This is a genomic window from Sphingobium cupriresistens, assembly GCF_004152865.1.
GTDB lineage: Bacteria > Pseudomonadota > Alphaproteobacteria > Sphingomonadales > Sphingomonadaceae > Sphingobium > Sphingobium cupriresistens.
Genome location: NZ_SEOO01000019.1, coordinates 25,753 through 39,224 on the forward strand (window position 1 = coordinate 25,753; position 13,472 = coordinate 39,224).

Below are 13,472 nucleotides of genomic sequence, written 5' to 3' on the forward strand. Positions count from 1 at the left end.
GTATCTTTTGCCTATTCCGCCTGCAACAGCGTCGCGACGCGGCGGTGCAGTTCATCCATAGCGAAGGGCTTGGTCAGCACTTCCATGCCATGTTCGATGTGACCATGGTTCAGCACGGCGTTTTCGGCATAGCCGGTGACGAACAATATCCGAAGATCAGGACGCAGCGTGCGGGCGGCGTCGGCGACCTGGCGACCGTTCAGCCCACCGGGCAGGCCGACATCGGTGATGAGCAGGTCGATCCGGCCGCGTGATTCCAGGATGCGCAGGCCCGATGGTCCGTCCGCCGCCTCCAGGCAGGCATAGCCCAGATCCTGCAGCGCATCGACGATCAGCATCCGCACCGACGGTTCATCGTCGATCACCAGCACCGTCTCGCCCGCCTCCGCCTCGACAACCGGCTCGGCGATGTCGGGCGAATCCACATCCTCCTCGCCGCGATGGCGGGGCAGGTAGATGCAGACCATCGTGCCATCGCCGGGTTCGGAATAGATGCGGACATGGCCGTTGCTCTGCCGCGCGAAGCCATACACCATGGAGAGGCCAAGACCCGTCCCCTGGCCGATCGGCTTGGTGGTGAAAAAGGGGTCGAACACCCGGTCCAGGATCGCCTTGTCGATGCCGGTCCCGGTATCGCTGGTGCAAATGGTGACATATTGGCCCTGCGTCAGGCCATGATCGCGTGCGGTGCGATCGTCCAGCCAGCGATTGCCCGTCTCGATCGTGATCTTGCCCCCGGCGGGCATCGCGTCGCGCGCGTTGATGCAGAGGTTGAGCAGCGCATTTTCCAGCTGGTTGGCGTCAACCAGGGCGGGCCACAGGCCAGAGGCGGCGATCGTCTGCACCTCTATCTGCGGGCCGACGGTGCGGCGGACCAGTTCGGAAAAATCGCCCAGCAGCCGATTGACGACGGTGGGCTTGGGGCTGAGCGTCTGGCGGCGGGAGAAAGCGAGCAGGCGATGGGTGAGCGCGGCGGCGCGGCGGGTCGCGCCCTGCCCGGCGGTCAGATATTTGTCGATATCGCCCGTCCGCCCCTGCGCCAGCCGGACGCCGATCATTTCGAATGCGCCGGAAATGCCGGCCAGCAGATTGTTGAAATCATGGGCCAGACCGCCGGTCAACTGGCCGACCGCCTCCATTTTCTGCGCCTGGCGCAGCGCGCCTTCCGCTTCCTCCTGCTCCGCCAGCGCTTGCGCGATGCGGGCTTCGAGCGTGTCGTTAAGGTCGCGCAGCGCTTTTTGCGCCTTCACTTGCGCGCTGATATCCTTGAACAGCACCGCGACCTGCCGGTTTTCAAACGGGCCTACGCGGAAGGAGGAGACGTCGAGATAATGGCCTGTCTTTTCCAGTTCGCGCTGGAAACGGATCGGCTTGCCCGTGCGAAGCACGCTACCGTATAATTCGACCCAGCCGTCCGCTTCGTCCGGCACCATTTCGCGCAGCTTTTGCCCCACGACATTGGGAATGCCGGCATTACGTTCATAGGCGGCGTTCGCCTCGACATGGATATAGTCGCTCAAGGGACCATGGGGACCATCGAAAAATTCGATGATGCAGAAGCCGTCCTCCATCGTTTCGAACAGGATGCGATAGCGTTCCGCGTCCCCGATCAGGCTGTCCATTCCCTTTATCGTCCCTTCGTATGCGCGGCATTCCTGTTCGCGACCGACGAACATGGATCAACAGCTTTGGCCGCGGAACGTGTCGCAAGGCAACTGTTTCCACGATGGCTCGCATTTTGCGCGACTTGCGGTTTGTGGCAATCAGCGCGAGAGGAGGCGCGATGAGCGACCTGCCGATCCACGATGTGCTGCCCGACCTGCTCGCCGCGTTGCGGACGGGCGTCAATGCCGTGCTGGTGGCGCCGCCGGGCGCGGGCAAGACGACGGCGGTCGCGCCGGCGTTGCTGGACGAGCCATGGTGCACCGGACAGGTGTTGCTGCTGTCGCCGCGCAGGCTGGCGGCGCGGGCGGCCGCGGAGCGGCTCGCCGAGATGCTAGGCGAGCAGCCGGGCGACACGGTCGGCTATGCGACGAGGATGGACAGCAAGGTGTCGGCGCGCACGCGGCTGCTGGTGCTGACCGAGGGTATTTTCGTGCGGCGGATACAGGATGATCCGGAACTGGCGGGCGTGTCTGCGGTGCTGTTCGACGAAGTGCATGAGCGAAGCCTGGACAGCGATTTCGGCCTGGCTTTGGCGCTGGACGCGCAGGGGGCTTTGCGGCCGGATTTGCGGATCGTGCCGATGTCGGCGACATTGGATGGGGCGCGCTTTGCGGAGCTGCTGGATGGCGCGCCGGTGATCGAGAGCAAGGGGCGTATCCAGCCGCTGGAACTGCGCCATATCGGGCGCGCGGCGGAAAAGAAGATCGAGGATGAGATGGCGGTTGCGATCCGCCGGGCTTTGGCGGAGGAGGCCGAGGGCGACCTGCTGGCCTTCCTGCCTGGCGTGCGGGAGATCGAGCGGACGGCGGAACGGATCGAGGGCATCGCCGAGGTGCATATGCTGCATGGGTCGCTCGATCCCGGCGCGCAGCGGGCGGCGATCCGGCCGTCCCGCTCCGGCGCGCGAAAGGTCATTCTTGCAACCAGCATCGCCGAAACCAGCCTGACCATCGACGGGGTGCGGATCGTGGTGGACAGCGGGCTGGCGCGGCGGCCGCGTTACGACCGGGCGGCGGGCGTGACGCGGCTGGTGACCGAACGGGCGAGCCAGGCGTCAGCGACCCAGCGCGCGGGTCGCGCGGCGCGGCAGCGGCCCGGCGTCGCCTATCGCCTGTGGGAGGGGGCGGCGAGCGCGGGGATGCCGCCTTTCGACCCGCCGGAGATTTTGGAAAGCGACCTGTCGAGCCTGTTGCTCGATTGCGCGCTATGGGGCGTGAGCGATCCGGGCGCGCTGCGCTGGCTAGATCCGCCGCCGGCCGCAGCGGCAGAGGAAGCGCGCAGGCGGCTGACCGTGCTGGAGGCGCTGGACGAGGACGGACGCATCACGCCGCATGGCAAAGCGCTGGCGACGCTGCCCCTGTCCCCGCGCATCGCGCACATGCTGATGCGCGCGGGCGAGATGGGGCTGGCGGAGGTAGCGGCCGACGTCGCCGTGCTGCTGGGCGAGCGCGGCGTTGGTGGGCAAGACACGGACCTGACGTTGCGGCGGCAGCGCTGGCGGCGCGAGAGCGGCAAGCGGGCCGACGCGGCGCGGGGGTTGGCGCGGCGCTGGGCGAAGCTGGTGAAGCGTGGGCCGGGCGATGGCGGCGGCGATCATGCGATCGGCCTGTGCCTCGCCCTTGCCTTCCCCGATCGCGTCGCCAAGCGCCGCTCCGCCGATGGCGCGAACTGGGCGAGCGTGGGTGGGCGCGGCTTCCGGCTCGATCCGCTGTCGCCGCTGGCGCGCGAGGACTGGCTGGCGATCGGCGAAGTGCAGGGCAGCGCGGCGGGCGCGCGGATATTGTCCGCTGCGCCGATCGCCGAGGCGGACGTGATCGCTCTGTTCGGCGCGCATATCACCGAGTACCGCACCGTGAAATTCCGCCCGGCCAATGGCGGGATCGAAGCGTTGCGCGAGCGGCGGCTGGGCGCGGTGCGGCTGTCGTCAGGGTCCGATGACCGCCCCGATCCGGATGCCGTGGTCGCGGCGCTGGTCGATGGCGTGCGGCAGAGCGGGATAGACCTGCTCCCCTGGTCGGAGGCGGCCCAGTCATTGCGGATGCGGGGCGGCTTTGCCGGGATCGAAGCGCTGTCCGATACGGCCTTGATCGCGACGCTGGATGATTGGTTGCCGCCACTCCTGATGGGCAAGCGGCGATTGTCGGACATCGACCGGTCCCTATTGTCAGGCGTGCTGGAGGGTTTGATCGGCTGGGATGGCAAGAGCGAGCTCGACCGGCTTGCGCCGGCCGACTTCCGCTCACCAGCAGGTAGCCATCATGCGATCGACTATGCGGCCGAGGGTGGGCCACGAGTGGAATTGCGCGTGCAGGCGCTGTTTGGCCTTGGAGAACATCCCACTGTGGGCAGCCAGCGCATTCCGCTCGTCCTGTCGCTGACTTCGCCGGCCGGACGACCGATCCAGACGACGCGCGACCTGCCCGGCTTCTGGGCGGGCAATTGGCGCGACGTGGCCAAGGAAATGCGCGGCCGATATCCGCGCCATCCCTGGCCCGATGATCCGGCAGCGGCGAACGCCACGTTACGCACCAAAAATGCCGAGGCCAGAGGACATGGCCCCCGGAAGTCTTGACTTAGGCGCGCGCGCTGGTGCAACGCAGCATGACGAATTACCGGAGTCTTTCGCGATGAGCGCGCGCATTTACCAGATCCAGAAGAACGCCCTCCAGTCCGGCAAGGCGCTGACCCATAAATGGGTGCTGGAATATGCGCCCGCCGAAGCCAAGCAGGCCGATCCGCTGACTGGCTGGGCCGGTTCGGGCGACACCAGGCAGCAGTTGAAGCTGAGCTTTCCGTCGCAGGAAGCCGCGATCGCCTATGCGGACAAGGAAGGCGTTGCATACACCGTCATCGCAACGCCGCCCAAGAAGCTGAAATTACAGGCCTACGCCGACAATTTCCGGTAAGCGGTCTTTATCGCGCCTCTCAGATCGGGCGCGATGCTGCCCGATTGACGCCTTATTCGCTTGCCATAGGGCTGGACGGAGCGGCAAATGCCGCGCTTTGACGGAAAGATTTTCACGATAATGACGGATCGCAACGCAATTTTCGACAGCATCGCGACGCAGGTCGCGCCCTTCAACAAGAAGGGTGTCGAACTGACCGAAGCCACCACCTTTGCCGGCGACCTGGAATGGGACAGCCTGACGGTGATGGATTTCGTCGCGGCGATCGAGGATGCGTTCGACATCATCATCACCATGAACATGCAGGCCGAAATCGAAACCGTCGGCCAGTTGGTGGACGCAGTCGCCAAGCTGAAGGGTTAAGCCCCCTCCCTGTCCCCGTTCGGTTCGAGCCTGTCGAGAACGATGCGCTTGGTTCTCGACAGGCTCGAACCGAACGGAGGTTTAGAACCGAACGGATTTTATATATGACCGACGCCGCCGCCACCGCGAACGATGCGCACACCCCGGCAGAAACGCCTGCCGCGCGCGACCTGTTTTCCAAGTTCGATCCCTTGATCGCCGAGCGCGAGGCGCTGCTGGCGACGGGCGTGCGTGATCCTTTCGCGATCGTGATGGACGAGGTGAAGTCGCCGACCCAGGCCGTCATCAAGGGCAAGGACACGATCCTGCTCGGCACCTATAATTATATGGGCATGACGTTCGACCCCGATGTGGTCGCAGCTGGCAAAAAGGCGCTGGACGAGTTCGGCGCCGGCACCACCGGCAGCCGCGTGCTGAACGGCACCTATCAGGGCCATGCCGAAGTCGAAACCGCGCTGCGCGAATTTTACGGGACCAGCGGCGCGATGGTCTTTTCGACCGGCTATCAGGCCAATCTGGGCGTCATTTCGACGCTGGCGGGCAAGGGCGACTATGTCATTCTGGACGCCGACAGCCATGCGTCCATCTATGACGGTTGTTTCCTGGGCGACGCGGAAATCGTCCGTTTCCGCCACAACAGCGTCGAGGATCTGGCCAAGCGCCTGGCTCGCCTGCCCGCCGACGCGCTGAAACTGGTGGTGCTGGAAGGCGTCTATTCGATGCTGGGCGATGTCGCCCCCCTGCCCGAAATGGTCGCGGCCGTGCGACAGCATTCCAATTGCATGATACTGGTGGACGAGGCCCATGGCATGGGCTTTTTTGGGCAGAACGGCCGGGGCGTCTATGAGGAGCAGGGCGTCGAGGCCGATGTTGATTTCGTGGTCGGCACCTTCTCCAAGTCGGTCGGCACCGTCGGTGGCTTCTGCGTCTCCAACCATCCCAAGTTCGAGATTTTGCGGCTCGTCTGCCGCCCCTATGTCTTTACCGCGTCGCTGCCGCCCAGCGTCGTCGCCACTGCGGCGACCAGCATCCGCAAGCTCATGCACGCGGGCGAAAAGCGCGCCCATCTATGGAAGAACAGCCAGCGCCTGCACAAGGGGCTGACCGACCTCGGCTTTACCCTAGGCACGAAGACGCCGCAGTCGGCGATCATCGCCGTGATCCTGACCGACCAGACTCAGGCGGTAGCGATGTGGCAGACGCTGCTGGAACTGGGCCTTTACGTCAACATGGCGCGCCCGCCCGCGACCCCGGCCGGCACCTTCCTTCTGCGCTGTTCGCTGTGCGCCGAACATAGCGACGAACAGGTCGAGCAGATCATCGGCATGTTCGAAGCCGCAGGCAAGGCGACCGGGGCGATCACTTAATCGCGCCGCTGCTGTACGAAACGCCCAACCGATCGCTTCGCGCGACCGAATGAGAATATGCCGTGGAACTTTTGATTGATGATGTTTCGCGGTTAAGCTTGTTGGTCTAGTGTAACGGTCCATGGCCGACAGCGACCATCAGTTTGCAAGGGACCAGGACGGGTGGGCCAGAGGCTGGCGCGCGCTGACGCGGCGCGTGCTGCCGCTGCTGCTCGCCGCCTTGTTGATCGGATCGCTGGGCGCGCTGCTTTATAGCGCCAGCGATGCGTCGCGCGAACATGCCCAGGCGCTGGCCGAACAGCAGAGCAGTTTCGAGGTGATCGCGCTGGCGCGCGGCTTTGAGGCGCGCATGGCCCGCGCCGAAGTCACGCTGGCGCGCTATGTCATCAGCCTGGAGCCCGATACCGGGCGGCTGTTCCAGGACCAGTGGCGCGGCGCGGCCAGCCAGTTGAAGGCGCTCAGCTACGCCACGCGCCGGTCGGGCTGGCAGCATGGCAATGTCGAAACGCTGCATTATGCCTTCATCCAGCGCGGCAAGACGCTGAGCGAAATCGGCCTGCGCACCACATACGACCAGAAGATGGCGGCGCTGGGCCGTTTTCATCAGGCGGGCAAGACCCAGGATCTGCGGCGCATCACCGCGCTGCTGGACCTGGTCATCAAGGCGGAGAATGACCGGCTGCGCGAACGCAGCCTGGCGGTGACGCTGGCGGGCGACCGCAGCGAATGGGTGGGCAAGACGTCGCGGCTCGTGGGGCTGGCGATGCTGGTGTGCATATTGTTCGGCGTCTGGTTCGCCAACACGGCCTTTCGCGAACGGCGCACGGCGCGGCGGCTGGCGGAGGCGGAAACCGAGCGAGCGGACCGGCTGGAGGCGGCGGTCGCGGCGCGCACGGCCGAACTATCCTATGCCTATGAGCAATTGAAGCTGGAAGCGGCGGAGCGGGCGGCGGCCGAACATGATCTGCGCCAGATGCAGAAGATGGACGCGGTCGGCCAGTTGACCGGCGGCATCGCCCATGATTTCAACAATATGCTGGCCGTCGTGGTCGGCGGGCTGGAACTGGCCAAGCGCAAATTCCGGTTGAAGCCCGAAGAAGCCAGCCGGCATCTGGACAATGCGATGGAGGGCGCCAATCGCGCGTCCGCGCTGACGCGCCGGTTGCTGGCCTTCGCCCGGTCCGAACCGCTGCTGCCCAGCGCGGTCGATCCCGATGCGCTGCTGTCGGGCATGGCCGACCTGATCGACCGCACGATCGGCGACCAGATCACCGTCCGCTTCGCCCAGGGCGCGAGCGGCTGGTGCATCTTCGTCGATCAGCATCAGATGGAAAATGCGATCCTGAACCTGTGCGTCAATGCGCGCGACGCGATGGACGGACGTGGCCAGTTGACGCTGGCGACCGGCCAGACGGCGTTGGCGGCGCGCGAGATTGGCGAATGCGCGGCAGGCGACTATGTCACGGTGACCGTCACCGACGATGGCTGCGGCATGACGCCGGACGTGCTGGCGCGTGTGTTCGAACCCTTTTTCACCACCAAGCCGGTCGGCAAGGGCACGGGCCTGGGCCTCAGCCAGATTTTCGGCTTCGTGCGTCAGTGCCGGGGCGAGGTTCGCATCGAATCGGAGCCAAGCCAGGGCAGCAGCGTGCATCTCTACCTGCCGCGGTCCATCGTCGCCGGAGAAGTCGCCAATGGGGAGGTCAGCTTGGCGCGGGCGCCGGTGGAACAGCCCCCGACCCGCATTTTGGTGGTGGAGGACGATCCCCGCGTGTTGAACCAGACGATGGCGGCGCTCAGCGAACTGGGCCATCTGCCGATCGCCTGCGACCATCCGGCCAAGGCGGCCAAATTGCTGGCCAATAATAGTGATGTCGGCCTGATCATCAGCGACGTGTTGATGCCCGACATGACCGGGCCGGAAATGGTGAAGGCGCTGCCGGCCCGCTTCCGCCATCTGCCGGTGCTGTTCGTCACCGGCTATGCCGGCGACGCCAATGACAGCGCCGATTTCGAGGGGCATGAGGTGCTGCGCAAACCCTATACGCTGATGGCGCTGGGGCAGGCGTTGACCCATACGCTCAGCAGTCAGGCTCTCAGCGAATCGCGCCACCCCGGAACAGCCGCGGCAGCAGAATGACAGCGCCGAGCAGCGGCCAGCGCCGCTGCCAGGGCTTGATCGCGATCTGCGTGCCCGCGTGGCGATTGATCTTCCAAGCCAGATAATCGATGCCGCCGGCATAGGTGAAGCTGGCCTTGGCCAGACGGATTACCGACAGGCGCTTGCCGCGCCGCTGGAGGCTGCGCCAGTGCGCGGGCGTATCAGCTGGCGAGGATGGCAGGCCATCGGCGAGCGCGGCGTCGCCAACGCGGCGATAGCGATCGGGATCGGCATCGACGATCGAGAGGGAGCGGCCCGTCTTTTCGGCGCGCAGTTCGGCGTTATAGGTCAGGGTGAAGCCGGTGCGCCATAAGGCGAGCGCATCGCCCTGCCCCTCCGCCATCGGCCGCGCCAGCGACAGCAATGTCGGCGCGGCCTGCGCGACGGCGGCGATCGCGCGCTGGCGGGCGAGGTCGTCGGCGGCCCAGAGCAGGCGCGAGGGCTGGGCGAAGCGCGCCCAGACCGAGACATTGTCGGCCTCCATGCTGTTCAACCGAGCGAAGTCGGCTTCGGACAGCACGGCATATTTGGCGATCAGCCCCTGATGTTCGAACGGGAAGACATTGGGCGGGATCATGCGGTTGGCGCGCGCCAGCCAGCTTTTGCCATAGGCGGCGGGATAGTCCGACACGATCAGGTAGAAATCGAGCATCAACCCGTCGAGATTCTTCTCCCGCAGGCAGGAGCCGTAGAAGAGAACCGCGCGGGCCGCCTGCGGATATTTGGCTGCCAGTGCGCCCGCCATGGCGGCGGCGCGGGGATCGGCCGGAGCGCTGAGTTCGGCGGTGACGAGGGGGAGGAGTTGGCTGGGCATTGGAGCGTGCAAAAGAGGCTGAACCTATCGTCCGTTCGGGCTGAGCCTGTCGAAGCCTTACCCTGCTTGAAAGGAGTACGGCCCTTCGACAAGCTCAGGGCGAACGGATATTTAGAGCCATCCCTTACGAAAGAGCAATGACAGGTTATTCGCGGGCATGTCGATCAAGCGATCGAAGCGCAAACCCTGTACGTCCGCTGCCGTAACCACCTCCTCCAGCCGGCGCAGTCCCCAGCGCGGATCGCGTGCCTTGAGCGAAGCGTCGAAGGCGAGGTTGGATGGCGCAGTATCTACGCCATCGCAAATATAGGGGCCGTAGAGATAAAGCAGGCCGCCGGGCGGCAGCGCCTGCCCTGCGCCCTTTAGCAGCCCTAATGTCGCGGCCCACGGGCTGATATGCGTCATGTTGATGCAGAGGATGGCGTCGGCCTGTGCGATCGGCCAGTCGCCCGCAGCGTCCAGCAGGATCGGCGGGTGGAGATTAAGCAGGTCCGCTTCGGCGCGCCAGGCCGCGATCGACGCCAGCGCAGCGGGATCGGGATCGCTCGGCTGCCAGTCGAGCGAGGGGAAAGCGACAGCGAAGTGGACAGCATGTTCGCCGCTCCCGCTCGCCACCTCCAGCACCAGGCCGGAAGACGGGAGCTGGTCGCGCAAGACCGCGACGATGGCGTCGCGGTTGCGCTCGGTCGCGGGCGCGTAGCGTTTATCCGCGACGGCGGGGCCGGAACCGGGTTCCCACGGCTCCGGCCTGTCGATCATTCGGCAGCGACCGCCAGCGCAGGGTCGGTCCAGGTGAGGACCGGCTTGCGCGCCGCGAGGGTTTCGTCGAGGCGCCGGCGCGGCGCGTGATAGGGCGCGCCCTTGAGCGCTTCGTCCCCCGCCTTGGCGCGTTCGGCCAGACTGCGCAGCGCCAAGATGAACTGGTCCAGCGCCGCCTTGCTTTCGGTTTCGGTCGGTTCGACCAGCATCGCGCCATGGACGACCAGCGGGAAATACATGGTCATCGGGTGGAAGCCTTCGTCGATCAGCCCCTTGGCGATGTCGAGCGTGGTGAAGCCCTCGGCCAGCCCCTTGTCGCTGAACAGCGCCTCATGCATACACGGGCCGCTGTCGCCGAAGGGCGCGTCCAGCACATCGTCCAGGCTGCGCAATATATAGTTGGCGTTGAGGACGGCGTCCTCCGCCACCTGGCGCAGTCCGTCCGCGCCGTGGGACAGGATATAAGCCAGCGCGCGGGTGAACATGCCCATCTGCCCATGGAAGGCCGACATGCGGCCGAAGCTCTGCGGCATCTCCTCGCCGACATTCTCCTCCTCGATCAGGTGGATGCTGCCGTCCGCCATGCGCGCGGTATAGGGGAGCGGGCCGAAGGGCGAGAGCGCTTCGGACAGCACCACCGGGCCGGAGCCGGGGCCGCCGCCGCCATGGGGGGTGGAGAAGGTCTTGTGCAGGTTGATGTGCATCGCATCGACGCCCAGGTCGCCGGGGCGGACCCGGCCGACGATGGCGTTGAAGTTCGCGCCGTCGCAATAGACGAAAGCGCCGGCGGCATGGACCGCGTCGGAAATCGTCTTCATGTCGCGTTCAAACAGGCCGCAGGTGTTTGGATTAGTGATCATCACCGCTGCGACGTCGGGGCCGAGGCGGGCCTTGAGCGCTTCCAGATCGACGCGGCCTTCCGGGGTCGCAGGGATGTCCTCCACCTTGTAGCCGCAGAAAGCGGCGGTGGCGGGGTTGGTGCCGTGCGCGCTTTCGGGGACCAGCACGACTTGGCGCGCATCACCGCGCGCTTCCAGTGCGGCGCGGATGCACAGCAAGCCGCACAATTCGCCATGGGCGCCCGCCTTGGGCGTCATGGCGACGCCATGCATGCCGGTCAGTTTGATGAGCCAGACCGCCAGTTCATTGATGACGCCCAGCGCGCCCTGCACCGTCGATTGGGGCGCGAGCGGATGGAGGTCGGCGAAACCGGGCATCCGCGCGACCTTTTCATTGAGGCGCGGATTATGCTTCATCGTGCAGCTGCCGAGCGGGAACAGGCCCAGGTCGATGGCGTAATTCTGGCGGCTGAGGCGCGTATAATGGCGCACCGTTTCCTGCTCCGACAGGCCCGGCAAGCCGATGGCGTCGGTGCGGGCGAGTTTGCCGAGGCGGCTGGCGACGCTGGGTGCTGGCGCGAAATCGACGCCGGTCGTAGCGGTCGAGCCGATCTCGAAGATCAGCGCCTCTTCCAGCATCAGCGCGCGATTGCCGGTGGCGGTTGCGGGGGCCATATGGGCTTCCTTGACGGGGGTGGGCGCGGTGGGGCGACCTTCCTTGAGCATCGTCATGCCAGTTCCTCCTCCAGCGCTGCGGCAAGGCTTTCGATATCCTCCGCCGTGACGGTCTCCGTGACGGCGACGACAAGGCCGTTGCCGATCGCAGGCGTCTGCGGGAAGAGGCGGCCGAGCGAGACCCCGGCCAGCACGCCCTTGTCGGCCAGGGTGCGCACGACGTCGCGTGCGTCTTTCGACAAGATCAGGGTAAATTCGTTGAAGAAGCTGTCGTTCAGCAGCGTGACGCCCGGCACCTTGGCCAGGCGATCGGCGGCTTGGCAAGCAAGGCCATGGTTCAGCGTCGCGAGTTCGCGCAGGCCGCGTTCGCCCAGCAAGGTCATATGGATACTGAAGGCCAGCGCACAAAGCCCTGAATTGGTGCAGATGTTCGACGTCGCCTTCTCCCGCCGGATATGCTGTTCGCGGGTCGAAAGGGTCAGCACGAAACCGCGCTTGCCCGCCGCGTCCACCGTCTCGCCGCACAGGCGGCCCGGCATCTGCCGGACATATTTCTGCTTACAGGCGAACAGGCCCAGATAGGGGCCGCCAAATTGCAGGCCGACGCCGATCGACTGGCCTTCGCCCACGACGATGTCCGCGCCCATGGCGCCCGGCGCCCGACAAGCGCCCAGCGCGACCGGCTCCGTCACCACAGCAACCAGCAGCGCGCCCGCCGCATGGGCGGCGTCGGCGAGCGGGGTCAGGTCGGCGATGCGGCCGAGAATGTCGGGATATTGGACGACGACGCAGGACGTATCCTTGTCGATGCCCGCGATCAGCGCGTCGATGTCAGTCGCGGCGTCCAGCGTGGGCGCTTCATGGGCCAGCGCGTCGCCGGTGAATTTCGCCATCGTTTTGGCGACCGAAACATAATGGGGGTGCAGGCCCGACGACAGGATCGCCTTGCCCCGCTTGGTGATGCGCCGCGCCATGCCGATCGCTTCCCAGCAGGCGGTGGAGCCGTCATACATGGAGGCGTTCGCCACGTCGCAGCCCAGCAGGCGCGCCACTTGCGTCTGGAATTCGAAGAGCACCTGCAACGTGCCCTGCGCGATTTCGGGCTGATAGGGGGTGTAGGCGGTCAGAAACTCGCCGCGCTGAATCAGATGATCGACGCTGGCGGGGACATGATGCTTGTAGGCTCCTGCCCCCAGGAAGAAGGGCGCCTCCCCCGCCGACAGATTCTGCCGCGCGAGCGCCGCCATATGGCGCTCGACCGCCAGTTCGCTGGCGTGGGGCGGCAGGCCGGCGATGGCGCCGGTCAGCCTGGCTTCGGCGGGCACATCCACGAACAGATCGTCGATGGACGCCGCGCCGATGACGGACAGCATGTCCGCGCGGTCAGTGTCGGTTAGGGGTAGGTAACGCATATCATACAACTCCCCCCTCGCCCCATCATCTCCCTTCCCGCTTGCGGGAGGGGCCGGGGGAGGGTCTGTTACGGAGATGACGCCACACGCCCTCCCCTAACCCCTCCCACAAGCGGGAGGGGAGCTATCAGGTCAAAGTGCCGCCACGAACTTCTTGTAGACGGCCTCGGTCATCAGGCCTTCCAGTTCGCTGGCGTCGGTGATGCGCAGCTTGAAGAACCAGCCATCCTCTTCGGCATCGCTGTTCACCAACGCGGGTTCATCCTCCAGCGCGGCGTTGGATTCGACCACTTCGCCCGAAATCGGCGCATAGACGTCGGACGCGGCCTTGACCGATTCCACGACGGCGGCGTCGTCGCCCTTGTCGAAGGTCGCGCCTTCAACAGGCAGTTCGACGAACACGATGTCGCCCAACTGCTCCTGCGCATAATCGGTGATGCCGACGGTGGCGATTTCGCCCTCGACATCGATCCATTCATGCTCTTCGGTGAAATAACGGCTCATTATGCTT

At 65.7% G+C, this 13,472-nt stretch carries 11 protein-coding genes; 5 read left to right on the forward strand and 6 right to left on the reverse strand.

Going from position 1 to position 13,472, the window contains the following annotated elements; translation table 11 throughout:
- Window positions 1–11: 11 nt before the first annotated feature.
- Window positions 12–1,622: an ATP-binding protein gene (locus EWH12_RS12560; protein WP_129926795.1), complete on the reverse strand. Its 1,611-nt coding sequence runs from the start codon at window positions 1,620–1,622 to the stop codon at window positions 12–14.
- Between the two features lie 161 nt (window positions 1,623–1,783).
- Between EWH12_RS12560 and hrpB the strand changes: the two genes are divergently transcribed.
- The 5 genes from hrpB (at window position 1,784) to EWH12_RS12585 (ending at window position 8,441) form a co-directional block, all read left to right on the forward strand.
- The gene (gene hrpB / locus EWH12_RS12565) at window positions 1,784–4,237 is read left to right on the forward strand and encodes an ATP-dependent helicase HrpB (protein ID WP_129926796.1); all 2,454 of its coding nucleotides are present in this window, start codon (window positions 1,784–1,786) and stop codon (window positions 4,235–4,237) included.
- A 55-nt stretch (window positions 4,238–4,292) separates the two neighbouring features.
- Entirely contained in the window at window positions 4,293–4,571 is a 279-nt protein-coding gene (locus tag EWH12_RS12570) for an ETC complex I subunit (RefSeq protein ID WP_129926797.1), read from the forward strand.
- Between the two features lie 120 nt (window positions 4,572–4,691).
- On the forward strand, window positions 4,692–4,934 hold the full coding sequence (locus tag EWH12_RS12575; protein WP_066605577.1) for an acyl carrier protein: 243 nt from the start codon (window positions 4,692–4,694) through the stop codon (window positions 4,932–4,934).
- Between the two features lie 104 nt (window positions 4,935–5,038).
- Window positions 5,039–6,301, forward strand: coding sequence for a serine palmitoyltransferase (gene spt, locus EWH12_RS12580; protein WP_129926798.1), 1,263 nt, complete (start codon window positions 5,039–5,041; stop codon window positions 6,299–6,301).
- A 121-nt stretch (window positions 6,302–6,422) separates the two neighbouring features.
- Complete coding sequence (locus EWH12_RS12585; RefSeq protein WP_129926799.1) at window positions 6,423–8,441, forward strand: ATP-binding protein; 2,019 nt, start codon at window positions 6,423–6,425, stop codon at window positions 8,439–8,441.
- Here EWH12_RS12585 and EWH12_RS12590 read toward each other — a convergent pair.
- From EWH12_RS12590 to gcvH, 5 genes are all read right to left on the reverse strand, one after another.
- Window positions 8,398–9,276 (reverse strand): hypothetical protein, encoded by an 879-nt coding sequence (locus EWH12_RS12590; protein WP_066604078.1) that lies wholly within the window; start codon window positions 9,274–9,276, stop codon window positions 8,398–8,400. The genes EWH12_RS12585 and EWH12_RS12590 overlap by 44 nt on opposite strands.
- A 111-nt stretch (window positions 9,277–9,387) precedes the next feature.
- Window positions 9,388–10,035, reverse strand: a complete 648-nt coding sequence (locus EWH12_RS12595; RefSeq protein ID WP_066604081.1) for a DUF938 domain-containing protein — start codon at window positions 10,033–10,035, stop codon at window positions 9,388–9,390.
- Window positions 10,032–11,606 carry an aminomethyl-transferring glycine dehydrogenase subunit GcvPB gene (gcvPB, locus tag EWH12_RS12600; protein ID WP_129926800.1) on the reverse strand — a complete coding sequence of 525 codons (1,575 nt, stop codon included), beginning with the start codon at window positions 11,604–11,606 and terminating at the stop codon, window positions 10,032–10,034. The genes EWH12_RS12595 and gcvPB overlap by 4 nt, the downstream gene beginning before the upstream one ends.
- Complete coding sequence (gcvPA, locus tag EWH12_RS12605) at window positions 11,603–12,961, reverse strand: aminomethyl-transferring glycine dehydrogenase subunit GcvPA (RefSeq protein WP_129926801.1); 1,359 nt, start codon at window positions 12,959–12,961, stop codon at window positions 11,603–11,605. Before gcvPA ends, gcvPB begins: the two co-directional genes overlap by 4 nt.
- A gap of 132 nt (window positions 12,962–13,093) precedes the next feature.
- Window positions 13,094–13,465, reverse strand: coding sequence for a glycine cleavage system protein GcvH (gcvH, locus tag EWH12_RS12610; RefSeq protein ID WP_066604088.1), 372 nt, complete (start codon window positions 13,463–13,465; stop codon window positions 13,094–13,096).
- Window positions 13,466–13,472 lie beyond the last annotated feature (7 nt).